The sequence below is a fragment of the Bradyrhizobium sp. P5_C12 genome (assembly GCF_054049735.1).
Map to the genome: position 1 here is coordinate 65,358 of NZ_JBFULU010000032.1, position 23,127 is coordinate 88,484.

The 23,127-nt window shown below is 64.4% G+C and carries 20 protein-coding genes; 6 read left to right on the forward strand and 14 right to left on the reverse strand.

Translation table 11 applies throughout. The features are described from left to right. The first annotated feature begins 91 nt into the window (after positions 1-91). Entirely contained in the window at positions 92-1,927 is a 1,836-nt protein-coding gene (locus ACXJMY_RS25495; RefSeq protein WP_456622102.1) for a caspase family protein, read from the forward strand. A gap of 644 nt (positions 1,928-2,571) precedes the next feature. On the opposite strand, the gene ACXJMY_RS25500 is transcribed toward ACXJMY_RS25495, so the two are convergent. The 4 genes from ACXJMY_RS25500 to thiD form a co-directional block, all read right to left on the reverse strand. After that, positions 2,572-3,555, reverse strand: coding sequence for a threonine/serine dehydratase (locus ACXJMY_RS25500; RefSeq protein ID WP_456622103.1), 984 nt, complete (start codon positions 3,553-3,555; stop codon positions 2,572-2,574). Positions 3,556-3,618: 63 nt separating this feature from the next. Beyond that, positions 3,619-4,662, reverse strand: coding sequence for a glycosyltransferase family 4 protein (locus tag ACXJMY_RS25505; protein WP_456622104.1), 1,044 nt, complete (start codon positions 4,660-4,662; stop codon positions 3,619-3,621). Continuing rightward, entirely contained in the window at positions 4,662-5,474 is an 813-nt protein-coding gene (locus ACXJMY_RS25510; RefSeq protein WP_456622105.1) for a UDP-2,3-diacylglucosamine diphosphatase, read from the reverse strand. Before ACXJMY_RS25510 ends, ACXJMY_RS25505 begins: the two co-directional genes overlap by 1 nt. A 217-nt stretch (positions 5,475-5,691) precedes the next feature. Continuing rightward, positions 5,692-6,492 carry a bifunctional hydroxymethylpyrimidine kinase/phosphomethylpyrimidine kinase gene (gene thiD, locus ACXJMY_RS25515; protein ID WP_456622106.1) on the reverse strand — a complete coding sequence of 267 codons (801 nt, stop codon included), beginning with the start codon at positions 6,490-6,492 and terminating at the stop codon, positions 5,692-5,694. Positions 6,493-6,711: 219 nt separating this feature from the next. Between thiD and ACXJMY_RS25520 the strand changes: the two genes are divergently transcribed. Beyond that, positions 6,712-8,775 carry a PAS domain S-box protein gene (locus ACXJMY_RS25520; RefSeq protein ID WP_456622107.1) on the forward strand — a complete coding sequence of 688 codons (2,064 nt, stop codon included), beginning with the start codon at positions 6,712-6,714 and terminating at the stop codon, positions 8,773-8,775. A 103-nt stretch (positions 8,776-8,878) separates the two neighbouring features. Further along, a complete protein-coding gene (locus tag ACXJMY_RS25525) occupies positions 8,879-9,124 on the forward strand; it encodes an Lrp/AsnC ligand binding domain-containing protein (protein ID WP_014493934.1) in 246 nt (81 codons plus the stop codon). Here ACXJMY_RS25525 and ACXJMY_RS25530 read toward each other — a convergent pair whose 3' ends face one another. Further along, complete coding sequence (locus tag ACXJMY_RS25530) at positions 9,125-10,048, reverse strand: c-type cytochrome (RefSeq protein ID WP_456622108.1); 924 nt, start codon at positions 10,046-10,048, stop codon at positions 9,125-9,127. 154 nt (positions 10,049-10,202) lie between these two features. On the opposite strand from ACXJMY_RS25530, the gene ACXJMY_RS25535 reads away from it, so the two are divergent. Continuing rightward, positions 10,203-10,622 carry a CHRD domain-containing protein gene (locus ACXJMY_RS25535; protein ID WP_456622109.1) on the forward strand — a complete coding sequence of 140 codons (420 nt, stop codon included), beginning with the start codon at positions 10,203-10,205 and terminating at the stop codon, positions 10,620-10,622. A gap of 229 nt (positions 10,623-10,851) precedes the next feature. Then, a complete protein-coding gene (locus ACXJMY_RS25540) occupies positions 10,852-11,226 on the forward strand; it encodes a VF_A0006 family four-cysteine protein (RefSeq protein ID WP_456622110.1) in 375 nt (124 codons plus the stop codon). 51 nt (positions 11,227-11,277) lie between these two features. On the opposite strand, the gene ACXJMY_RS25545 is transcribed toward ACXJMY_RS25540, so the two are convergent. From ACXJMY_RS25545 to ACXJMY_RS25565, 5 genes are all read right to left on the reverse strand, one after another. Beyond that, positions 11,278-12,561, reverse strand: coding sequence for a cystathionine gamma-synthase family protein (locus ACXJMY_RS25545; RefSeq protein WP_456622111.1), 1,284 nt, complete (start codon positions 12,559-12,561; stop codon positions 11,278-11,280). A 331-nt stretch (positions 12,562-12,892) separates the two neighbouring features. Beyond that, a complete protein-coding gene (locus ACXJMY_RS25550) occupies positions 12,893-13,342 on the reverse strand; it encodes a c-type cytochrome (RefSeq protein WP_456622112.1) in 450 nt (149 codons plus the stop codon). Positions 13,343-13,463: 121 nt separating this feature from the next. Continuing rightward, positions 13,464-15,773, reverse strand: a complete 2,310-nt coding sequence (locus ACXJMY_RS25555; RefSeq protein WP_456622113.1) for a xanthine dehydrogenase family protein molybdopterin-binding subunit — start codon at positions 15,771-15,773, stop codon at positions 13,464-13,466. A 230-nt stretch (positions 15,774-16,003) separates the two neighbouring features. Next, positions 16,004-16,528 (reverse strand): N-acetyltransferase family protein, encoded by a 525-nt coding sequence (locus ACXJMY_RS25560; protein ID WP_456622114.1) that lies wholly within the window; start codon positions 16,526-16,528, stop codon positions 16,004-16,006. Positions 16,529-16,586: 58 nt separating this feature from the next. Continuing rightward, the gene (locus tag ACXJMY_RS25565) at positions 16,587-16,853 is read right to left on the reverse strand and encodes a DUF1127 domain-containing protein (RefSeq protein WP_456622115.1); all 267 of its coding nucleotides are present in this window, start codon (positions 16,851-16,853) and stop codon (positions 16,587-16,589) included. 375 nt (positions 16,854-17,228) lie between these two features. On the opposite strand from ACXJMY_RS25565, the gene ACXJMY_RS25570 reads away from it, so the two are divergent. Beyond that, the gene (locus tag ACXJMY_RS25570; RefSeq protein WP_456622116.1) at positions 17,229-17,699 is read left to right on the forward strand and encodes a hypothetical protein; all 471 of its coding nucleotides are present in this window, start codon (positions 17,229-17,231) and stop codon (positions 17,697-17,699) included. Positions 17,700-17,775: 76 nt separating this feature from the next. Here ACXJMY_RS25570 and murJ read toward each other — a convergent pair whose 3' ends face one another. The 4 genes from murJ to ACXJMY_RS25590 form a co-directional block, all read right to left on the reverse strand. Further along, positions 17,776-19,305, reverse strand: a complete 1,530-nt coding sequence (gene murJ / locus ACXJMY_RS25575; protein ID WP_456622117.1) for a murein biosynthesis integral membrane protein MurJ — start codon at positions 19,303-19,305, stop codon at positions 17,776-17,778. A gap of 202 nt (positions 19,306-19,507) precedes the next feature. Beyond that, positions 19,508-20,659, reverse strand: coding sequence for a DegT/DnrJ/EryC1/StrS family aminotransferase (locus ACXJMY_RS25580; RefSeq protein ID WP_456622118.1), 1,152 nt, complete (start codon positions 20,657-20,659; stop codon positions 19,508-19,510). Positions 20,660-20,711: 52 nt separating this feature from the next. Further along, the gene (locus tag ACXJMY_RS25585; RefSeq protein ID WP_456622119.1) at positions 20,712-21,716 is read right to left on the reverse strand and encodes a Gfo/Idh/MocA family oxidoreductase; all 1,005 of its coding nucleotides are present in this window, start codon (positions 21,714-21,716) and stop codon (positions 20,712-20,714) included. 183 nt (positions 21,717-21,899) lie between these two features. After that, positions 21,900-23,127 (reverse strand): mannose-1-phosphate guanylyltransferase/mannose-6-phosphate isomerase (locus tag ACXJMY_RS25590; RefSeq protein ID WP_456622120.1); only part of this gene is annotated, 1,228 nt, incomplete at its 5' end.

Consider the following 23,127-nt stretch of genomic DNA (forward strand, 5'->3'; position numbering starts at 1 on the left):
TGGTGACCGCGATCACGGACCCCGGGCTCGAACGCGGCCAAGCTTGCTCGCAACCAATCTCGCATCGAGATGAGTGCCAAAGGAGCACGCCATGTTCCGCCTAAAGCCTTTCCTGATGTATGCCGGCCTGCTCGGAAGCCTGGTCGGCTTCGCCTGCGGCCCCGTTTCCGCGCAAGTGGCCCCTGTCGAGCCGGCCGCGCCGACGGCGCTGCAAGGCCCGGAGCAGCGGGTGGCGCTGGTGATCGGCAATTCCAACTACCGGAACGCGCCGCAGCTCGAAAACCCCGACAATGACGCGCAGTCGATGGCGCAGTTCCTGAATTCGGCCGGCTTCGAGGTGGTCGCCGCAACCGACCTCACCCAGAACGACATGCTCCGCGTGGTGCAGGACTTCTCCGCCAAGGTCGCCGCGCGCGGCCCGAACACCGTTGCGATGGTCTATTATGCCGGTCACGGCGTGCAGCTCGCCGGCGAGAACTACCTCGTTCCCGTCGATGCGAAGGTGTCGAACCCGACCGAGCTCGTCAACAACTCGGTTCGCCTGGTCGACGTGATGTCGACGCTGGAGACGATTCCGAGTCGCGTGCGCATCGTCATCCTCGATGCCTGCCGCAACAATCCGTTCCCGACCGTGAACGACGCCGGCCGGGGCCTCGCCATCGTCGATGCGCCGAACGGCTCGATCGTCGGTTACTCGACGGCGCCGGGTACGGAAGCGCTGGATGGCACCGGCGGCCACAGCCCCTACACGCAGGCCTTCCTGAACGTCGCACGCGAGCCCAACGTGCCGATCGAGCAGCTGTTCAAGCGCGTGCGTCTCGCGGTGAACCAGACCACCAGCGGCGCGCAGATTCCGTGGGAAAGCTCGTCGCTGACCTCGGACTTCACCTTCTTCGGCGACACCGCGGTTGCCGCCAGCCGCGCGCCGGTGAATGCGCCGGTGGTGCAGATGGCGTCCAACCTGCCGAGCCGTTCGACGCGTCAGGCCTATGACTACGTGCTGTCCGAAGGCCGCCCCGAATACTATCAGGAGTTCATCCAGATGTATCCGCACGACCCGCTGTGCGATCACATCCGCTGGCTGCTCTCCAACCTGCTGATCTCGCAGGCCTGGCACAAGGCGGTGCTCGCGAACTCGCCGCTCGGCTACCAGACCTTCTACGACAGCTACGGCAACAGCCCCTATGCCGTGTCCGCGCTGAAGCTCGCAGCGCAGCCGAAGCTGATCCCGCTGATGCAGGCGACGAAGTTCCTGGCCCCGCAGAACATCAACCCGACCTTCAAGATCGGCAATCTCGGCCAGCCCAAATACATGCCGCTGGTGCAGCAGGGCAATGGCGGCGCGCAGATCAACGGCAATTTGCCGGTGGTGCAGAAGCCGGGCGACAACAACGTCATCGGCAAGCTCGGCAATGGCGGCCAGATCGTCAACCTGCCGGCGGGCAACAACCAGCCGAACCAGCAGAACGGCAAGCCGTCGCAGACCCCGGGCAAGATCGTCACCCTGCCCGCGCCGACCACCACGACGAACAATGGCGGCACCGGCAAGATCGTGACGCTGCCGCCGACCAACACTACGCAGAACAGCGGCAACAATGCCGGCACGACTAACGGCACAACCAACGGCACTCCTGGCAAGATCGTGAGCATGCCGGTGATTGTCGGCAAGGGTGGCACGACTGTCGACGTGAAGCCGGTTCAGACGCAGACCAACCCGATCCGCGTCAACAACGGCAACACCGGCATCGTGAAGCTTAACAACAACCCGGTGAACAAGGTGCAAGTCCAAAACAACCAGCAGAACAACCGCCCGCAGTTCAACACGAGCAACCGCATCGTCAACAACGGCGGCAACAACTTCCGCCAGTCGATGAACCAGGCGCCCTCCATGGGCAGCGGCAACAATCACCGCGGCTTCATGCACTGATCGCACGGACAGCGCACACACGACAAAGGGGCAGAGCGGCGACGCTCTGCCCCTTCTTCATATTCGCGGCAAACCACTATCCTGCGAGAAGCGCACCGCTTCGATAATCAAACAGGTACACCGAACGATTGAAATCGATGACCTCAATGCCGTTACTCAGGCACCTGAACCCCTCCGAGAAAATGTCCGCACCGTCAGCACTCCAAATCTCGTCGCCCGCAAGGGACAGACGAGAAATCTGCAGTTCACCGTGGGATATGAGCGCTTCGTGAAGGCAGTCCCAATAGGCTCCGAAACATGTCGCCGGATCAACGCGTCGTGACCACTCCGTTAAGCCCGTCACGAGGTTCAAACAGACTACTTGATCGCCCACCGCAAGATACAGACGACGGTCCACTTCGACGGCGGAGTGTTGATGGACGCCAGAACACCCTCCACTGGCTCCGAATACCGCGGACCACTTCCCGTTGGCTCTCACTCCGTGAACGGAAGATAGATTCGCGCGATCAAGACGGATTTCCGTATCGTACTTTCGCAGATTATCCGCAGAGCCGAACGAATACGTCGGCTCATCGATAATCTCTACTTGGCCCTCGCGGGTCTCTAGAACGAGGCTACGCTGCAGTAACAGCCCCCTGAAAAAATCAGGCCACCAGTTCGGAGAACAGATCGGCATCGACATTGCCGCCGGAGAGCACGATGACGACGTTCTTGCCGGCGACGTCGAGGCGCCCCGCCAGCAGCGCGGCGAGGCCGACGGCGCCGCCGGGCTCGACCACCAGCTTCAGCTCGCGATAGGCGAACGCCACCGCGGCGCCGACTTCCTTGTCGGATGCGGTGACGCCGCGCGCGAGCAGCTTGCTGTTGATCGCAAACGTCATCTCGCCGGGGATCAGCGCCATCAGCGCGTCGCAGATGGTGCGGCCCGCGGGCGCATGCGGCTCGCGATGGCCTGCGGTCAGCGAAAGGTTGTGATCGTCGAACGCCTCGGGCTCGGCCACGACAATCTGGGCCAGCGGGTAGCGCGCCTTCACCGCCGTTGCGACGCCGGCGATCAGACCGCCGCCGGAGGCTGGCGCCACCACGATGTCGGGCGCAATGCCGAGGCTCGCCATGTCCTCCGCGATCTCGCGGCCGGCGGTGCCCTGGCCGGCGATCACGAAAGGATCGTCGTAGGGCCTGACCAGTGTCGCGCCGCGCTTTTCGGCGATGCCCCGCGAGATCGCCTCGCGGTCGTCGCGGTCGCGGTCATACAGCACGACCTCCGCGCCGTAGGACTTGGTGCGCTCGCGCTTCGACAGCGGCGCGTCGGCCGGCATCACGATGGTCGCGTGCATGTCGAGGATCTTGGCCGCCGCCGCCACACCCTGGGCATGGTTGCCGGAGGAGAACGCGACCACGCCGCCCGCGCGCTTGTCCTGCGGGATCGAGGCGACCTTGTTGAAGGCGCCGCGGAACTTGAAGGAGCCGGTGCGCTGGAGCATCTCCGGCTTCAGGAAGACCTTTGCGCCAACGCGCTCGTTGAGCACGGGAAAGGACAACAGCGGGGTGCGGATGGCGAAGGGCGCGATCACGCGTGCTGCGGCATCGATATCGGCGGGGCCGATCGGAAGGGGCTGTTCGGTCATGGCCGATGTTATCGCGGCAGATGAGGCGCGGGCAAGACACCTCCGCGCGAGGATTCTTCCTGTTCAGGCGACGAAGCGCGACTGTTCCGCACCGTTCCGGCCGGGCAGCACCGCGCCGACCGCCCAAATACTGTCGACGAAGGCCTTCGCCGAGGCCTCCCAGGTATAGCCAGCGGCGAATTCGACGCAGGCCTGCCGGGAGACGTCGAGCGCGGCAAAGCAGGCGCTGCGCAAATCCTGATCGAGGGCGCCGACCGGCGCATCGCCGATCACGTCGCCGGGTCCCTTCACCGGGAAGGCCGCGACCGGCAGGCCGCTCGCCAGCGCCTCGAGCAGGACCAGGCCGAACGTGTCGGTCTTGCTGGGAAACACGAAGACATCGGCCGCCGCATAGATGTCCGCCAGTTCCTCGCCGTGCTTTTGCCCCAGGAAGATCGCGTCGGGATAAGCCTCCTCCAGCGCGGCGCGCGCCGGGCCGTCGCCGACGATCACCTTGGTGCCGGGCAGGTCGAGGTCGAGGAACGCTTCGAGATTCTTCTCCACTGCGACCCGGCCGACCGAGAGGAACACCGGCGCGGGCAGGCAGAGATCGATGGCGCGGGGATGGAACAGGCTGGTGTCGACGCCGCGCGGCCACAGCACGACATTGGCAAAGCCGCGCTCACCGAGCTCGCGGGCCAGCGCCGGCGTGGCCGCCATCACGGCCCGGCTTGCCCCGTGGAAACGGCGCAGCGCCCGCCAGATCAGGGATTCCGGAACCGGCACCCGGGCGCGGACATATTCGGGGAAGCGGGTGTGGAAGCTGGTCGTGAACGGCAGCTTGCGCTGGCGGCAATAGCGGCGGACCATCAGGCCGATCGGCCCTTCCGTCGCAATATGGATGCTGTCGGGACGGGCTTCCGCGATCAGCTTCGCGATCTTCGCCGGCCGCGGCATCGCCAGCCGGACGTCGCGATAGCTCGGCATCGCGAAGGTGCGGAACGATTGCGGCGTCAGGAACGTGAACTCGACGCCGAGCCCCTTGGCGGCGTCAGCGAGCTTGGTCAGCGTCCGAACCACACCATTGACTTGCGGGTGCCAGGCGTCGGTCGCGACCAGGATGCGCATCAAGCGGCCCTTGCCGCCACCGGCGCGACCGGAACTGCCTTTTGCAGTTGATCCGCCCAGGTGATGATCTCGAAATGGCCGTCGTCATGCTCGACCAGCGCGGTGCAGCTCTCCACCCAATCGCCGCAGTTCATGTAGCGGATACCGCCCTCGTCGCGGATCACGGCGTAGTGGATATGGCCGCAGATCACGCCGTCGGCGTCGTGACGCCGCGCCTCGGCAGCGAGCGCCTGCTCGAACGCGCCGATATAGTTGACGGCATTCTTGACCTTCTGCTTGGCCCATTGCGACAGCGACCAGTAGGGCACACCGAACAGGCGGCGGAAGAAGTTGACGAAGCGATTCATCTGGATCGCGAAGTCGTAGGCCTTGTCGCCGAGATGGGCGAGCCAGCGCGCGTTCTGGACCACGAGGTCGAAGATGTCGCCGTGGATGACGAGATAGCGCTTGCCGTCCGCACCGGTGTGGACGGTGTTCTCGACCACGTCGATGCCGCCGAAATGCGTGCCGTAATAGTTGCGCAGGAATTCGTCGTGATTGCCGGGAATGTAGATGACCTTGGCGCCCTTGCGCGCCTTGCGCAAAAGCTTCTGGACCAGGTCGTTATGCGATTGCGGCCAGTGCCAGCTCGATTTCAGCGCCCAGCCGTCGACGATGTCGCCGACCAGATAGATCGTATCGGCGTCGTGGTAACGCAGGAAGTCCAGCAGAAGGTCGGCTTGTGAACCCCGGGCTCCGAGATGAACGTCGGAGATGAACAACGTGCGAAAGCGCCTTTCAGGGCTCTCGTCACTCACATCGTAACTTCCCATGCGACAGCCTGTAACAATGTCCCGTGACAGGGGGATGACCAATTGAACCTTTGAGGCACCCTCAGATACGAATCACGCCTCGCCTCGCTCCCCCCGCGAATATCAGTCGCATGCGACAATCAGGCGACATGGCGCCGCAATGGTTGCCCGCAAAAGCCCGGAAGCCCATGGCCTTATTGGTTAACGGGCGCGGCCGTCGCGCCGCGCAAAGCCCGCGTCAGTAAAATTTGTGGAAATGATGGATCGGCCCGTAGCCGTGGCCGACGCTGAAGCGGTCGGCGGCGGCGATCGCCGCGCTGATCCAGGCCTTGGCATTGCGCACCGCGCGCTCGAGGTCCTCGCCCCTGGCGAGGCCCGCTGCGACCGCCGAGGACAGCGAGCAGCCGGTGCCATGGGTATTTTTGGTGGCCACGCGGGGAGCCGCGAGCGCGATCGTCCCCGCTGAACTCACGAGATAGTCGATGCTCTCGGCGCCCTCCCCGTGCCCGCCCTTGATCAGGACCGCGCGACAACCGAGCGCGAGCAGGCGGTGCCCCTGGCTTTCGATCTCGGCCTCGCCGCGCGCGACCGGCGCGTCGAGCAGCGCGGCGGCCTCCGGCAGGTTGGGCGTGATCACCGAGGCCAGCGGCATCAGTTTCGTGCGCAACGCGTCCACGGCCTCCGAGGCCAGCAGGCGATCGCCGGAGGTCGCGACCATCACGGGATCGAGCACGACGTGCCGGGGCGCCCAGCGCGACAACGCGGCCGCGATCGCATCGATGCTGGCCGCCTGCGCCACCATGCCGATCTTCACCGCGCCGACGTCGAGATCGGAGAATACCGCGTCGATCTGCGCGGTGACGAACCCGGCGGGCACCGCGTGAATGCCGGTGACGCCTTTGGTGTTCTGCGCCGTCAAGGCCGTGATGGCGGAGGCGCCGTAGACGCCGAGCGCGGCAAAGGTCTTCAGGTCGGCCTGGATGCCGGCGCCGCCGCTCGAATCGGAGCCTGCGATGGTGAGCGCCACGGGTGTCGTCATCGCCGGATCCATTCGCTTGATACTAACATCGCCATGGCCTGTCCTAGCGCGACCAGGAAACGCCAGCAAGCCGGACCGGCCGCGGCAGCCGTGATTCCCGGCACCGACGCTCGCGCCGGCGAATCAGGTGGCGATTGGGCGCGGCATTGTCGAGCCGCAATCGTGCACAGGCTGCAAAACATAGCCTTGATGCGGCCTTGGCCCTTGGCGTTCACATCGATGAGTGAGACGTTGGTGCTGGAACCTTCCAGCGACACCAACGTTGCGGGCCGCCCCAGGCCCGGAACCCTCTCGGGTGGAATCATGTGGGCCTACTTCCAACGTCTGCTCGACTCGTCGATGTTTTCACCGCACGGCATCTGCCTGTTGTGGGAGCCCGAACTGATCTGGCTCCATGTCGTCTCCGACGCCCTCATCGCCGCTGCCTATTTCTCGATCCCGTTCGCGCTGACGATCCTCGTCACCAAGCGGCGCGATCTCCAGTTCGGCTGGCTCTACTGGGCGTTCGCGGTCTTCATCATGGCGTGCGGCCTGACCCATGTGCTGTCGATCTACACGCTCTGGGTCCCGATCTACGGTATCGAGGGCTTGGTCAAGGCGGCGACGGCGGTTGCCTCCGTCGTCACCGCCGGCGCGCTCTGGCCGCTGTTGCCGAAGATCCTGACGATCCCCTCTCCGTTCGAGCTCCGGCAGGTCCAGGCCGCGCTCGCAGAGGAGAAAATCAAGAGCCGGGATACAGCCCAGCTGCTCGGGCAGGTCCGTGAAGCCCAGCGCGCGCTGCGCGAGAGCATGACGCGCCTCTCCGCCGTCGTCGAGACCGCGGTCGACGGCGCCATCCTGTTCGACGCGCAAGCCCGCATTCTCCTGTTCAATCCGGCCTGCGAACGGTTGTTCGGCTATCGCGCCGACGAGGTCATGAATCTCGACATCGGCATGCTGATGTCCAACGCGGAGAGGCCCTCATCCACGGGTCATGCGCGGCGCTTCGCAACCGGGGAATCCGTCGGCCTGCGCAAGGACGGATCGACCTTTCCGATGAATCTGTCGGTGGGCCAGGCGTGGCAGGACGGCGATCTGATCTACGTCGGAATCGTCCACGATTTGACCGCGCGCAAGCTCACCGAGCAGCAGCTTCAGCAGGCGCAGAAGATGGAGACGGTCGGCCAGCTCTCAGGCGGCATCGCCCACGATTTCAACAATCTCCTGACCGTCATCATCGGCAACGCCGAACTTCTGAGCGAACAGCTCAGGGCCCGCCCCGACCTGCGGCGGTTTGCCGACGACATCTGCGAGTCGGGCGAACGAGGCGCCGAGCTGACGCAGAGACTGCTGGCGTTCAGCCGCCGCCAGCTGCTCCAGCCGCAGGAGATCGATTGCCGCGAGCTGCTGGAGTCCATGAACAAGCTGTTCAAGCGCACCCTGCGCGAGAACATCGAGATCAGGACGGCCTCCGGGCCCGGCAAGATCCAGGCCTTTGCGGACCGCGCCCAGCTCGAATCCGCCGTGCTGAACCTTGTGCTGAACGCGCAGGACGCGATGCCGGCCGGAGGGCATCTGACGCTGAGCACGGAGTTCGCTGCAATCGACGAGGACTACCGCGTGCTCCATCCGGAAGTGGCGGCCGGCAGCTATGCCCTGATCTCCGTCACCGACGACGGCGAAGGCATGACGCCGGAGGTCATCGAGCACGCGTTCGAGCCGTTCTTCACCACCAAGGAAGTCGGCAAGGGCTCGGGCCTCGGCCTCAGCATGGTCTATGGCTTCGCCAAGCAATCCGACGGCCATCTCTCGATCTATAGCGAGATAGGCCTGGGAACGACGGTCCGGATCTATTTGCCGCGCACCGGCGGCGGACAATCCCTGGCCGACGTGCTGGAGAGCGAGGTGGCCGCGCCGAGAGGGCACGAGACGATCCTGATCGCGGAGGACGATCCGTTTGTTCGCACCTCGGTCATTCAAAGGGTGGAGGCACTCGGCTATCGCGTCGTCGCCGCCGTCAACGGCAAGGAGGCCATGCAGCGGCTACGCACCGATCCCAACATCGACATGCTGTTCACCGACATCGTGATGCCGGGCGGCATGAGCGGCTGGGAGCTCGCCGACCATGCCCGGCGGCTTCGCCCCGGCCTGCCGGTCCTGTTCACCTCGGGCTACGCGCTGGAGACCCTGGTCGAGCAGGGTCGCGCGCATGCGCAAGCGATCGTCCTGACCAAGCCCTATCGCAAGGCCGAGCTCGCGCAGCGGCTCAGGGACGCATTTGCCGCTGCGGTGGCGACGTCGTAAGGCAGCGCGCAGGGCGGCTTATCCCGGCAGCCGGCAAGTTTGCTTGCTAAATCCAGCCGGTTTTGGCCTATTAGCCGCAGATTATGCCTTCGGAGTGACTGCAATGGTTCCCTTTTTCGTCCAGATCAAATGCAAGCTCGGCCAGTCCTACACGGTCGCCAACGCGCTCGCCGAAGCCGAGATCGCCTCCGAGATCTACTCCACGGCCGGCCATTACGACCTGCTGGTGAAGTTCTACGTCGACAAGGACACCGACATCGGCCACTTCATCAACGAGAAGGTGCAGGTGCTGCCCGGCATCCAGGACACCCTCACCATCATCACCTTCAAGGCGTTCGGCGCGAGCTAGCTACTCCGATTTGACGCGCTTGGGCGGCGGCGGCCCATCGACCGGCGGCAGCGACTTCAGGTAGGCCGCCATCGCGGCGCGATCCTCAGCCGTCAACCGCGCCAGATTCTTGATCACCGGCCGCATCGCGCCGGACGCGCTGTCGCCTTCGGGCATGTCGCCGGTTTCGAGGAAATCGGCGATGTCCTTCTCGCTCCACGTGCCGATGCCCTTTTGCGTGATGTTCGGCACCCAGCCCTCGCCTTCGGGATTGGGGCCGCCGGCAAACCGCTGCGCCGTGATGATGCCGCCGAGAAAATTGCGCGGGCTGTGGCATTCGGCGCAATGACCGAAGCCGTTGACGAGATAGGCGCCGCGATTCCATTGCGCCGAGCGCGTCGCATCCGGCACGAACGGGCTGGTGTTCATGAACAGCAATTTCCAGATGCCGACATTGCGGCGAATGTTGAAGGGAAAGGGGACGTCATGATCGCGCACCTTGCCCGCGACCGCGGGCAGCGTCTTCAGATAGGCGAAGAGATCGCGAACGTCGTCGACCTTCGCAAGATGGTATGAGGTGTAGGGAAACGCCGGGAAGTAATGCGTCTCCTGCGGCGAAACACCGTTCAGCACGGCATTGACGAAATCCGCCTCGCTCCAGCGCCCGATGCCGTCGGCGGCATCGGAAGAAATATTGGGCGCGTAGAACGTGCCGAATGGCGAGCCGAGCGGCAGGCCACCGCCGAGCCGAAGGCGATCGGGCTGGTTGGGCACGGCATGGCAGGACGAGCAGCCGCCGACGTTGAAGATTTCCTGTCCGTTGGCGAGATCAGGCGCACGGGGCGGCAGCGGCACGGCGAACGCAGCCGGTGCCGTCAGCCACCAATAGACGCCAAGGGCCGCGACAGCGACAAGCAGAGCGGCAAGAATTGTTCGTCGCAACATTGAGGCGTTCCATCGAGCTCGGGCGAACTTACGGATCATCCCGTACCCGCTCCAGCCACGAATAATTTAGATGGTGTGATCGGAATGCGGGAATAAACTCGGAAGCGCACTGTTTGCTAGTCGACAGCAATCAGATGTCAACAGGGAGAGACCCATGAACAAAGCCCTTTTTGCCACGCTGGCATTCGGAGCCGCCGTCGCGTTCGCAGGCTCGGCAAGTGCGGAGAAACTGAAGGCTGTGCTGGACGGCAAGTCCGAGGTGCCTGCCACCACCACCAGCGGCACCGGAACGGCCGATCTCAACTATGACGCCGCCACCAAGAAGCTTTCCTGGAAGGTCACCTATTCGGGCCTCTCCGGTCCCGCCACCGCCGCCCATTTCCACGGCCCTGCCGAGGCCGGCAAGAACGCCGGTGTCGCGGTCCCGATCCCCGGCGCAGCCAGCAGCCCGGTCGAGGGCTCGGCGACGCTCACCGACGCGCAGGCCGCCGATCTCCTGGCCGGCAAGCTCTACGTCAACATTCACACCGCGGCCAACCCGGGCGGCGAGATCCGCGGTCAGGTGACGAAGTAGGCTCTATAGCGACTTCGTCGGCGAAGGCCGGGCGCAGGAGGGAGCGTCCGGCCTTTTCGATTCCGGAAGCATCCACATTGCCGACGGACAAGCGGCAAAATACAGCGAGGTTTCGCGAGCGATGGATTGCCGGCTCGCGCCTTGCCAGCGTCGAGATTTCGGCCATAGACTTGGTGCACTGCTCAAGCTGAGCCGCAATCGACGGCTTCGCCGATCTCCAGGGTGCCCCGTGAGGCTCGTTTCCAGCGTTCTCGATCATCCCAATGACGTCAGGATCAAGCGACGCGCTCGCGCGCTATTGCAAGTTCTCACCGGCGTTGTCGTTGCCGCAGCGGTTCTTTCATTCTCCGGATCGGCCGTCGCGCAAACCGACATGGAAAAGCAGGCGCAATGCGAGCTGTCCGCAATCCGCGATACGAGATCGGCGCTTGCCGTCCAGTACATCCGTTCGGCCTGCAACTGGCTCGTGGTCAATGGCGATTCCCTGTTGAACGCATCGAGCAAGGGCTATTACGTCTGCCTCGTGCGGCAGCTCTCGGGCGCCCAGAGCAACGAGGCCGCCGCGGCAATCATGTCGGCATGTCGCGCGTCCAATCCGCTTTGACCTCAGCGGCGTCGGCATGATGTCCCTGCCACATGCTCACATCCGCCCCCGCTAGGCCCCGCTCAGCGCGTAGGTCAGGTCCGCGATCAGGTCCGACGGGTTTTCGATGCCGATCGACAGCCGGATCGTGGAATCCAGAACGCCGATTTTTTGGCGGATGTCGGCCGGAACGCCGGAATGGGTCATCGTCGCCGGCAGGCTGGCAAGCGACTCGGTTCCGCCGAGGCTCACCGCGAGCTTGAAGATTTGCAGCGCATTGAGGAATTTGACCGCGGCCGCCTTGCCGCCGGCGATGTCGAACGAGAACGTCGACCCCGCGCCGACGCATTGCCTCGCGAACACGCGTCCGGCCGGCGAGGCGCCTTCGTGATGGCCGAGATAGTGGACCTTCGCCACCTTGGCGTGATCGCGCAGGAAATCGGCCACGAGGCGCGCATTGTTATCGGCTTTCTCCATGCGGAGGCTCAGCGTCTCCAGCGACCGGTTGATCATCCAGCAGGAATGCGGATCGAGCTGGGTGCCGATGGCGCCCCGCAGCGCCTTGATGCCCTTCATGATCGCCTTGGTGCCGAGCGCCGCGCCCGCGATCAGGTCGGAATGGCCGCCGACATATTTGGTCAGCGAGTACAGCGAGAGGTCCGCGCCATGCTCGATCGGCCGCTGAAACACCGGCCCGAGCAGCGTATTGTCGCAGGCGATGATCGGCGTGTGTCCCTGGGCCTTTCCGATCGCGTCGGCGATGCTGCGGATCATCGCGATGTCGACCAGGCCGTTGGTCGGATTGGCCGGGGTTTCGATCAGGATCATCGCAACCCGGCCCTTGCGCATGGCCTCCTCCGAAGCCTGCTTCACCGCCGCCTCGTCGATCCCGTCGGCGAAGCCGACGGCGCCGACCGAGAGACGCGAGAGCGTGTTCGTCAGCAGGGTTTCGGTCCCGCCATAGAGCGGTTGGGAGTGCAGAATGACGTCGCCGGGGCGGATGAAAGCGAGGATCGTCGTCGCGATGGCCGCCATGCCGGATGAGAACAGCGCACAGCTCTCGGTGCGCTCATAGACGGCGAGCCTGTCCTCGACGATTTCGCTGTTGGGGTGGTTGAAGCGCGAATAGACCAGGCCCGCGCCCATGCCTTCCGGCGGCTCGCGCCGGCCGGCGACGAAATCGAAGAAGTCCTGCCCGTCATCGGCCGTCTTGAACACGAACGTCGAGGTCAGGAAGACCGGCGGCTTGATGGCGCCTTCCGACAGCTGCGGATCATAGCCATAGGTCAGCATCAGCGTTTCGGGATGCAGCATATGGTTGCCAATGTGGGTCTTCGACGGAAACGGTTTGACCATGGCCTGCCTCGCTGTCTTGATTCAGATCCTCGCCGCGCGTTGGAACTCCGTGGAGTGAGGCGGTCAGGAGCGAGATGCGCCGGCATCCAGCAGGTCGAATCAACGCCGCCGCGGCTTGAGCGAAGATAACCACTCCGACAGCGATCCGTCAGGCCTTGCGAACAGAATTTTCTGCCGCGCTGCGCGCGCCGACTCTGCGGCTGGTCATGAGTCCCGTAGCCCGGATGGAGCGCAGCGCAATCCGGGGCAGACCTAACGGCTCGCGCACGCTTCCCGGATTTCGCTGCGCTCCATCCGGGCTACGAGGTCGAGCGTGGGAAAATGTCGGGCGCTACTTCAGCTTGACCCGATACGTCTCGTGGCAGTCGGTGCAGCGGTCGTTGATGCTGGTGTAGGCGGCCTTGAGGCTCGCCAGATCGGTGATCTTGCCCTTGACGTCGGCGATCGCCTTCTGCACCGGCGGGATCTTGGCGTCGAAATCGGCCTTGTTCTGCCAGACCTTTGGTGACGCGCCGTAGGTGGCGTTCACCACGTCCTGCTTGGGATTGACCTCGAAGGTTTTTGCGATCTTGGCGACGTCGGCTTCGATGTTGGCGATGGCCTGATCGGCGGCCTTCTGGTCGAAGGGGATCTCGCCCTTCGTCATCTTCTGGATGACGCCATACTGGTTCTTGGCGATCGAGCGCATCAGATTGTCCTGCTGAACGGCAAGCTCCTGCTGCGCCATCACGGCGCCCGCACCCAGCAGCAGGGTGCTCACGACAATCATCGTCCGTTTCATAGGTGTTTTTCTCCGGGCTCGCAGACGGTTTGGGGAGGAGGCCGCGCCTTGCGGGAGGCATGGCCCACCGCTGACTAGAACCCCGCGGCGGGCGTTTATTCCCGCGCGCGGAGATCATGGCCTAGAGGCTGTGGCGGCGATGGTGCTCGTTGATGGCGATCCACACCCGCTCGGGCGTCGCCGGCATGTCGATGTGGTCGATCTTGTATTCGCGCCAGAGCCCGTCGACGATGGCGTTGACGATGGCCGGGCAGGAGCCGATCGCGCCGGCCTCGCCCGCCCCCTTTACCCCCAGCGGATTGGTCTTGCAGGGAACGTTGGCGGTCTCGAACACGAAGGACGGCCCGTCGGCCGCCCGCGGCAGCGCATAGTCCATGTAGGTGGCGGTGATGAGCTGGCCGTCGCCGGCGCCGTAGATCACCTGCTCCATTAGTGCCTGGCCGATGCCCTGCATGGCGCCGCCATGCACCTGCCCGGCCAGCAGCAGCGGATTGAGCGTCTTGCCGAAATCGTCGACGATCACATAGTTGACGATCTTGATGATGCCGGTGGCCGGATCGATCTCGACCTCCGCCAGATGAGTGCCGTTGGGATAGGTGCCGTCGGCGCTGGCAAAGGTCGCGCTGCCGTTCAGCTTCGATGGATCGGCGCCGGGCCGCTTGGCCAGATCGGCAAACGAGATCGAGCGGTCGGTGCCGGCGATACGGATCACGCCGTCGGTGATTTCAAGGTCGCCGATGCTCGCTTCCAGTGCCTGCGCGGCGAATTCCTTCAGCTTGTTGCCGAGCTCGCCCGAGGCGCGCTCGACGCAGACGCCTCCGGTGGGAATCGAGGCCGAGCCGCCGGTGCCGAGGCCGGTCGCGATCTCGGCGGTGTCGCCCTGGCGGACGTGCACGCGCTCCGGCGGCAAGCCGAACTGTTCGGCGACGATCTGCGCGTAGGCGGTCTGGTGGCCCTGCCCGCTCGATTGGGTGCCGATCAGGACGGTGACGTCGCCATTGGGGTCGAGCCGCACATTGGCGGTTTCTTCCCCCATCACGCCGCAGATCTCGACATAGCTCGCCAGGCCGATGCCGCGGATCAGGCCCTGCTTCTTGGCGAGCTTGGCGCGCTTGGAAAACTCCTTCCATTCGCCGATCTCCATCGCGCGCTTCAGATGCGCGGCGAAATCGCCGGAATCGTAGACCTTGCCGGTGGCGGTCTTGTACGGCAGCGCCTTCGGCTGGATGAAGTTCTTGCGGCGGATCGCGTCGGGCGTCATGCCGAGCTTGCGGGCGCAGGCATCGACCAGGCGCTCGATGACATAGGCCGCCTCGGGGCGGCCCGCGCCGCGATAGGCATCCACCGGCACGCTGTGGGTGAAGATGGTGCGCACCCGGCAGTGGAAGGCCTGGATGTCGTAGAGGCCCGGCAGCATGCCGGCGCCGCCATGCGGAATGTAGGGCCCGAAGGTCGACAGATAGGCGCCCATGTCGCCCATCAGGTCGCAATCCATGGCGATGAACTTGCCGTCCTCGGCAAGCGCCATCTTCGCGGTGGTCACATTGTCGCGGCCCTGCGCATCGCCCATGAAGTGCTCGGAGCGATCGGCCGCCCATTTCACGGCCTTCTTCAGCTTGCGCGCGGCGACCGCCATCAGGGCGTATTCCCGATACGGAAACAGCTTTGTGCCGAAACCGCCGCCGACATCGGGGCAGATCACCCGCATCTTCTCGGTCGGGATATTGAGCACGTTCTGGCAGAGGATGTCGCGCAGGCGGTGGCTGCCCTGGCTGCCGACGGTCAGCGTCAGATAATCGGCCTTGGCGTCGTATTCACAGACGGCGGCGCGCGTCTCCATGAAGCTCGCGACCACGCGCGGATTGACGATGGAGATTTCGGCGACCGCATGCGCTTTCGCAAACGCGGCTTCGGTCGCTGTCTTGTCACCGATCGAAACGTCGAACAGCACATTGCCGGCCTTGTCCGGCCAGACCTGCGGCGCACCCTTCTTCACCGCGTTGACGACGCCGGTCACCGCCGGCAGCGGGCTCCACTTGACCTCGATGGCCTCGATCGCGTCGCGGGCCTGGTCGATGGTCTCGGCGACCACGAAGGCGATGGAATCGCCGACATGGCGCACCTCGTCCTTGGCCAGGATCGGGTAAGGCGGGCCGGTGAATGGATCGGTCTCGAGATTGAACAGGCAGGGCAGATTGCCGAGATCCGCAACATCGTCCGCGGTCAGAATCAGCGCGACGCCGGGCAGCGTGCGGGCGCGGCCCGCATCGATGGTGTATTTGGCATGCGCGTGCGGCGAGCGCAGCATCAGGCAGCGAAGCACGGCCTGCGGCGCATAATCGTCGGTATAGCGGCCCTTGCCGCGGATGAGCGCGTCATCCTCCTTGCGCAGCACGCTTTGGCCAACGCCGAACTTGATGGGAGCTGCCATTTTCTCGTCCCGTCCTCATGGTTGTTTTGCCGGCATATTGCCGTGGAACAAGTGGCAACGCAAACGGCTTTAGCCAAGCACAGTGATCGCAGGCCGGGAAAAGCAACGCTCGGCGGTCACCGGAATTTGCTTGGAAAGGCTGAAGTACGCTCATTTCCCGTGGGCCCGATGATTCGGCGCTCCGTCGCTGCGCTCGGTTTCCGGCCAAACCAGGCCATGCCAAATCGAATTCAGCGGATGAATTTCTTTATCATAAGATACTGGTCGTACGTGATATCACCTATGCGGATAGCACTAGGATCGGTGCCGTAGACTTCGAACCCATTTCGCTTGTAGGTCTTGATTGCAGCGCTTGCTGTCGACAAGACGGCAAGATGCACCTGTTCGACACGTGCCTGGGCATGGGCAAGAATCTCTTTGACGAGCCGATCTCCGACACCTTTTCCTTGATGATTTTCTCTTACATAGACCGTGAAGATTTGTCCCCGGTGCTGCGATCTCTTGTCGGGTGAGACATAGAAGCCCGCGACGCCGATCAAGCTCCCGGATTCAAACGCGCCGAGAATAGTGCCGCTGAGCCAATGGCAATAAGCCATCAGCATCGCTTCACCCCCTTCGTCCTCTTCAGGAGAACCGAACGTTTGAGGGTACTTCTGAAGCGCCTCCGCGCGAATTTCGCGAAGGAGATCCAGATCATCGACAGTCAATCGCCGGACTTCTACGTCCGCCTGAGCAATAGCAACCTGTGACGTCATGATCGCCACCTTTCTATTGTAATGGCGCGGGATCGCGTAGGCAGAGATTTATGGTCCGTTACATCACACCACGGCCCCACAGGCCCGTCGCGCCATCTCTAAGCCTGTCTATTGCGCGTTCGGGCGTGAAGTAGTCGATCTCGCCACGCGTCAAGCCGATATCCATCAGCTCCCTGTCACTCAGGTCCTGCAACGTGACTCGTTGGCCGTGGCGCCGCTGCTGAAACGCACGCCAATTTCGCTTGATCAGGCTTAAGACGATGGAGAGGTCGAGGCGGAGCCTCGCGGCATCGCCCCCTGCGATGTTCGTCTGTTGGGGTGGCATCGGATGCTCCTGCTTTTTTGTGCCGGCAGGGAGCGTGGCCAAAGAAAAAGCCCCGTCCGATGCCGGCGGGGCCATGGTGAAAAGATGTCGTCGTCGAATTCCTAGCGCACGACTCCTTCCACGGCCCAGCCGAAGCGGGTCATGTGCGAGAAGTTGACGTTGCACGACGATTTCATCATGGGACGTCTTTACCACAGCGATCGCGCAAAATCAAGGGATGTGCGGAGGCCACTTGCATCCTGGAGGCGAACCCATTGCGGCGGCACTATGCGGGCCTACGCGGACGTGCACTAAATTCTGCCCGAATGCTTACCTCTACTCCCGGGATTGTCTTCTGAGGGCATTGTGATGCGCTTTGGAATAATCGCTGCCRCCATGGCCATTGCGATCAGCGCACCAGCGGGCGCCGACCCTTTCCTTAAGCGTCCCGTTATTCGATTTGTTCAGCCGGTGCGGATAGCGTTGCCTGACTTCGTCGCTGCCGGCCCTTCGGAGACTGAACTAGCCAAATCACTCTCGCAGACCATTGCTTCCGACCTCAAGCAAGCCGGCCCGTTCGAGTTAGTAGATCAGGTGGCGTTCTCCAAAAAGAACGTGAATATCGACGTGCCGCCTGAATTTTCCGATTGGCGTAGAACCAGCACACAGGCACTGATCGCCGGCCGCATCACCCGTCAACCCGATGACCGCATCAAAGTCGAGTTTCGGCTCTGGGACGTCTCCAGCGGCGCACAACTTGCGGGCCAGCAGTATGTCGGCAGTCCCGACGATCTTCGCGGAATTGGCCATATGATTTCCGGCGACATCTACGTGAGCACAACGAACGAGAAACGTACTTTCGAATAAAGCTCTGCGCGCACTCTCGTTCGCTACAGGTCCGCTTTCGTAGGCAGAGCGGGATAACCAGCCTATTGATACACGCCTAACCGCGCACCAGCGTGAACAGCCAGCCGCGGCCGAACAGGACGAGGATGCAGAAGGCGTAGATGAATGTGCCGCAGATCATCAGCAGCGCCAGCGTCATTTCGTCCCGGAAATGCGGCATGGTCGAGAAATAGACCGCGCCAAAATGCGCGGTCAGCCACAGGCCGGCGGCGAGGATCAGGCCGGTCAGAACGAATTTGGCGAGCGATTGCACGAAGGCGCGGTCGAATTCGAGAAAGCCTCGCCGCACCGCGAAGAACAGCACCAGCAAGAGATTGGTCCAGACGCCGACGGCGGTCGCGAGCGCGAGGCCGATCTGGGCCAGCGACCCCATCAAGGCGAGTTTCAGCGCGACATTGACCGCGATGCCGGTCAGCGAGGCGCGCACCGGCGTCGCGGTGTCCTTGCGCGCATAGAAGGTCGCGACCGCGCTGCGGATCAGCACGAAGGGAATCAGCCCGATCGCATAGGCGGCGAGCGTGGCGCCGGCGGCGGCCGCATCGGCCTTCGAGAATGCGCCGCGGGCGAACAGCGCGCGCATGATCGCGTCGGGCACGGTGAGGAAGGCCGCCACGAACGGGATCGAGAACAGCAGCGTGAAGTCGAAGGCGCGGCGCTGCGCCTTCATGGCGCCGTCGTGGTCGTTGGCGGTGATCCGCCGCGACATCTCCGGCAGCAGCACCGTGCCGATGGCGATGCCGATGACGCCGATCGGCAGCTGGTTGAGGCGGTCGGCATAATAGAGCGCCGACAGCGCGCCCGCGGGCAGGAAGGTGGCGATGATGGTGTCGGCAAACAGCGCGACCTGCGTGCCCATCGAGCCCAGCGTCGCCGGCCCCAGCGCCTTGAAGAAACCGCGGACGTCTTCGTCGAGCTTGAGCGGTGCAAAACGCGGTAGGCCGCCATGGCGCGCGAGATCACCCGCGAGCAGGAAATATTGCAGGAAGCCCGAGATCAGGACGCCCCAGGCCGCGGCGTGGCCCGCGGTCGGAAACCAGGCAGCGAGCGCCAGCGTCATCATCATCGCGACGTTGAGAAAGATCGACGCGGCGGCGGCGCTGGCAAAGCGCTGCATCACGTTGAGCATGCCGCCATAGAGCGTCACCAGCGTGATCAGCAGCAGATAGGGAAAGGTGATCCGGGTCAGCTCGATTGCGAGATGTCGCTGTTCGGCATCCTCGCTGAAGCCGGGCGCCAAAATGCTCATGGCCTGCGGCATGAACAACCAGGCGACGATCAGCAGCACGATTTGCGAGGCCAGCAGCAGCGTAAAGATGCGGTCGGCGAACAGTCGCGCGGACGCCTCGCCCTTCTCGCCATGGACATGGGCATAAGCCGGCACCCAGGCGGCGTTGAAGGCGCCCTCGGCAAAGATCGCACGGAAATGATTGGGCAGCCGCAGCGCCACGAAAAAGGCGTCGGCCACGGGCCCGGCGCCGAGGATCGCCGCGAGCATGATGTCGCGGGCAAATCCCGTCAGCCGCGAGAGCAGCGTGTAACCACCGACCGTGAAGATACGTCCGAGCATGCGTCTGTTTTAGAGCATGGCGAGATTAGGTCTAGATGCTAGCCGAGGTGGAGATGTGCCCCCTCCCCCGCTTGCGGGGGAGGGTCGGGGAGAGGGTGTCTCAACAAAGAAGACTCCCCCAGAGGAGAGAACCCTCACCCGGCGCTACGCGCCGACCTCTCCCGCAAGCGGGAGAGGTTAAGCCAACCAGCAGCGACGAAAATCAGCCCGAAATCGCGCCGCGGACGGCCGCGATGATTCGCTCCTGGTCGGCTTCGGTCAGATAGGCGTGCATCGGCAGGCTGATGACGTCCTGCGACAGGCTCTCGCAGCCCGGCAGGCCGCCGTCGGCGACCGGATACTGCTTGTAGGCGGTCTGCTGATGCATCGACTTGCCGTAATAGATCGCGGTCGGCACGCCCTGGGCCTTCAGTGCGGCGGCAAAGCCGTCGCGATCGGTCCCCTTCGGCAGGCGGATGGTGTACTGCGCCCAGACCGAGGTATTGCCGGGCGCGAGGCGCGGCACCGTGACGACATTCGACAGGCCGCGCGCGTAGCGCTCCGCGACCCTGTTGCGGGCGGCGATCTCGTCGTCAAAAATTGTCAGCTTCTCGATCAGGATCGCGGCCTGCATGGTGTCGAGCCGGCCGGTCAGGCCGAGGCGGACGTTGTCGTATTTGTCGACGCCCTGGCCGTGCACGCGGATGCTGCGCAGCGTGGCGGCGAGCTCGTCGTCGTCGGTGAAGATCGCGCCGCCGTCGCCGAAGCAGCCGAGCGGCTTTGCCGGGAAGAAGCTGGTGGCGGTGGCGAGCCCGAAGGTGCCGAGCTTGCGGCCCTTGTAGCTCGCGCCAAAACCCTGGGCGGCGTCATCGAGCACGAACAGGCCTTCCGCCTTGGCGATCTCGGCGATGGCATCGTGATCGGCGGGCTGGCCGAACAAATCGACCGGAATGACCGCGACCGGCTTCAGGCCGGCCTTGCGAGCAGCCGCGATGCCGCGCTTGAGCGACTCCGGGCTCATGTTGAAGGTCGCCTCATCCACGTCGACATAGACCGGCGTCGCGCCGGTCCGCGCCACCGGCGAGGCGGTTGCGATGAAGGTGAACGACGGACACAGCACGGCATCGCCGGGCCCGACATTCTTCGCCATCATCACCATCAGGATGGCGTCGGTGCCGCTGGCGCAGCCGATGACGTGCTTGGCACCGCTATAGGCCGCGAGCTGCTTCTCGAGCTCGGCGACTTCAGGGCCGTTGACGAACTGGCAATGGTCGAGCACGCGCTTGACGGCCGCATCGAGCGAGGCGCCGAGCCGGCGGCGCTGCGAGCCGACATCGATGAAGGGAATGGGATCGGAACGCAGATGCTGGTTCATGGCGCCTTGCTGATTGTCTTGCGAGGTTTGAGCGGTCGACATGGAAACGGGGTCAGCCGGCGACGCGGCGCGGCCCCTTGAGGGCCTGCGATGTGGCCGCCGGCCGCGACGGCGTTTCCAGGCACTGCGTCGCGATCTCGAGGCTGGCAACACCCTCGTCGCCGGTCACCGCCGGAATCTCGCCGTGGCGGACAGCCCTGAGGAATGCGATCAGCTCGGCGCGCAGCGGCTCGTCGTGGCCGACCGGCAGATGCCGCATCGAATAGCTGCCATCCGGCTTGAAGCCGAAACATTCGGTGACCTGGCGCGTCAGGAGATCACCCATCACGTATTTGCCGCGGGTCGCGACCGTGACGCTGCGCGCCTTGAACGGCGTCAGCCAGTTGGTGTTGATGTGGGCGAGCACGCCGCTAGCCGTGCGGAACTGCAGCAGCGCGATGTCCTCGCGCTCGGCGACCGCGCTCGACAATTGCGGCTGCACCTCGACGATGTCGGATTCGGTGAACCAGCGGATCAAATCGATGTCGTGCACGGCGAGGTCGATGACGACGCCGACATTGGACATGCGCGGCGGGAACGGGCCGACGCGCGTGATCGCGATCGAGAGGATGTCCTCGCCGGCGATCGCCTGCTTGACCGCGGCGACCGCCGGATTGAAGCGCTCGACATGGCCGACCATCAGCGTCACGCCGGCCTTTTGCGCGGCGGCGACGATCTCGCGCCCTTCCGCGACCGTGGACGCGATCGGCTTCTCGACCAGCACGTGGATGTTCCTGGCGATGCAGGCGAGCGCGACCTCGTGATGCAGATGGGTCGGCGCCGCGATGGTGACGGCATCGACGCCTTCGGCGAGGAGCTGGTCGAGCGTCTCGAAACCCTGGCAGTTGGCAAGCTCGGTGGTGCGCGCGAGGTGCGCCGGCGACGGATCGACCACACCAACCAGGCTGACGCCGGGCAAGCCCGCGAGCACGCGCGCGTGGTTGCTGCCCATCACGCCGGCACCGACGACGCCGACGCGCAAGCCGGCCTTTGCCGGCTGAGACCCTTTGGAACTCATCTGATCGAACCCCGATTCAACGCAAAACCCCGGGCCGCTTCTAGCACGGGCGCCACATTTGTGGCGAATGCCCGGCTAGCGCTCCGGACACGATTTGATTCAAACAATTACACGTCCCCGGGCCTTAAGCCCCTGAAAGAGACCGCTGTTTCGGCCCGGATGACGTGATTCGGAGCTCGCTGGTTACGACCTTTGATAGTCGTCTTCAATCCGGATGATGTCGTCTTCCCCGAGATAGCTGCCGGTCTGGACCTCGATGAGTTCCAGCATGATCTTGCCGGGGTTCTCCATCCGGTGCACCGCGCCCATCGGGATGTAGATCGACTCGTTCTCGTGCACCGTCTTCACGGTCTCGTTGACSGTGACGCGGGCGGCGCCGCGGACCACGATCCAGTGCTCGGCGCGGTGATGGTGCTTCTGCAGCGACAGCCGCCCGCCCGGCTTGACCACGATGCGCTTGACCTGGTGGCGCTCGCCATTGTCGACCGACTGGTAGCTGCCCCAGGGCCGATGCACCTTGAGATGCTCCTCGGTGACCTTCGGSGCGACCGCCTTGAGCCTGGTCACCAGGCGCTTCAGGCCGTTGGCATCCTTCTGGCGCGAGACCAGCACCGCGTCSGCCGTCGCAACCACGACGAGGTCGTCGACGCCTTCGAGCGCGACCAGCGCGGCATCGGTGGTGACGTTGCAATTGCGGGARTCCTCGAACACSGCCGTGCCGTGCGCGGCATTGCCCTSCGCGTCCTTCTCCGACAATTCCCACACCGCGTGCCAGGAGCCGACGTCGGACCAGCCGCAGGACACCGGCACCACGGCGGCGCGCGACGTCTTCTCCATCACCGCGTAGTCGATCGAGATCGCCTTCRCYGCRCCGAACGCCTCCGGCTCCAGCGTCACGAAGCCGAGATCGCGGCCGGCRTTGSTGACCGCATTGGAGACCGCCTCCACGCTCGCAGCATCGACCTTGCGGTATTCGTCGAGCAGCAGGGCGGCCGGGAACATGAAGTTGCCGCTGTTCCAGAGATAGCCGGAATTGACGTAGTCGGCGGCCTTCACGGCATCCGGCTTCTCGACGAAGCGCGCGACCGCGTGCACCTCGCCCGAGATCACCTCGCCCGGGCTGATATAGCCGTATTCGGTCGCCGCCCGCTCCGGCTTGACGCCGAAGGTGACGATGCGCCCGGTGCCCGCGGCGGCAAGRCCYTCGCGGCACGCGGCGACGAAGGCGGCCTTGTCCTGCACCACRTGGTCGGCGGCGAGCGCCAGCACGATCGCCTCAGCGGCGCGGTTCTGCGCGAACACGGCGCCGGCGGCGATCGCAGGTCCGGAGTCGCGCCGCATCGGCTCGAGGATCACGTCGGCCTCGATGCCGATCTCGGCGAGCTGCTCCAGCACCATGAAGCGGTAGGAC

Coding starts and splice junctions, on each gene's coding strand:
- ACXJMY_RS25550 (WP_456622112.1), bottom strand. CDS start 13,342: ATGAAACGGACGATGATTGTCGTGAGCACCCTGCTGCTGGGTGCGGGC.
- ACXJMY_RS25585 (WP_456622119.1), bottom strand. CDS start 21,716: ATGAGTTCCAAAGGGTCTCAGCCGGCAAAGGCCGGCTTGCGCGTCGGC.
- ACXJMY_RS25570 (WP_456622116.1), top strand. CDS start 17,229: ATGGCCATTGCGATCAGCGCACCAGCGGGCGCCGACCCTTTCCTTAAG.
- ACXJMY_RS25580 (WP_456622118.1), bottom strand. CDS start 20,659: ATGAACCAGCATCTGCGTTCCGATCCCATTCCCTTCATCGATGTCGGC.
- ACXJMY_RS25520 (WP_456622107.1), top strand. CDS start 6,712: ATGAGTGAGACGTTGGTGCTGGAACCTTCCAGCGACACCAACGTTGCG.
- ACXJMY_RS25560 (WP_456622114.1), bottom strand. CDS start 16,528: ATGACGTCACAGGTTGCTATTGCTCAGGCGGACGTAGAAGTCCGGCGA.
- ACXJMY_RS25510 (WP_456622105.1), bottom strand. CDS start 5,474: ATGGGAAGTTACGATGTGAGTGACGAGAGCCCTGAAAGGCGCTTTCGC.
- ACXJMY_RS25545 (WP_456622111.1), bottom strand. CDS start 12,561: ATGGTCAAACCGTTTCCGTCGAAGACCCACATTGGCAACCATATGCTG.
- murJ (WP_456622117.1), bottom strand. CDS start 19,305: ATGCTCGGACGTATCTTCACGGTCGGTGGTTACACGCTGCTCTCGCGG.
- ACXJMY_RS25500 (WP_456622103.1), bottom strand. CDS start 3,555: ATGACCGAACAGCCCCTTCCGATCGGCCCCGCCGATATCGATGCCGCA.
- ACXJMY_RS25525 (WP_014493934.1), top strand. CDS start 8,879: ATGGTTCCCTTTTTCGTCCAGATCAAATGCAAGCTCGGCCAGTCCTAC.
- ACXJMY_RS25565 (WP_456622115.1), bottom strand. CDS start 16,853: ATGCCACCCCAACAGACGAACATCGCAGGGGGCGATGCCGCGAGGCTC.
- ACXJMY_RS25555 (WP_456622113.1), bottom strand. CDS start 15,773: ATGGCAGCTCCCATCAAGTTCGGCGTTGGCCAAAGCGTGCTGCGCAAG.
- ACXJMY_RS25495 (WP_456622102.1), top strand. CDS start 92: ATGTTCCGCCTAAAGCCTTTCCTGATGTATGCCGGCCTGCTCGGAAGC.
- ACXJMY_RS25535 (WP_456622109.1), top strand. CDS start 10,203: ATGAACAAAGCCCTTTTTGCCACGCTGGCATTCGGAGCCGCCGTCGCG.
- ACXJMY_RS25505 (WP_456622104.1), bottom strand. CDS start 4,662: ATGCGCATCCTGGTCGCGACCGACGCCTGGCACCCGCAAGTCAATGGT.
- thiD (WP_456622106.1), bottom strand. CDS start 6,492: ATGACGACACCCGTGGCGCTCACCATCGCAGGCTCCGATTCGAGCGGC.
- ACXJMY_RS25530 (WP_456622108.1), bottom strand. CDS start 10,048: ATGTTGCGACGAACAATTCTTGCCGCTCTGCTTGTCGCTGTCGCGGCC.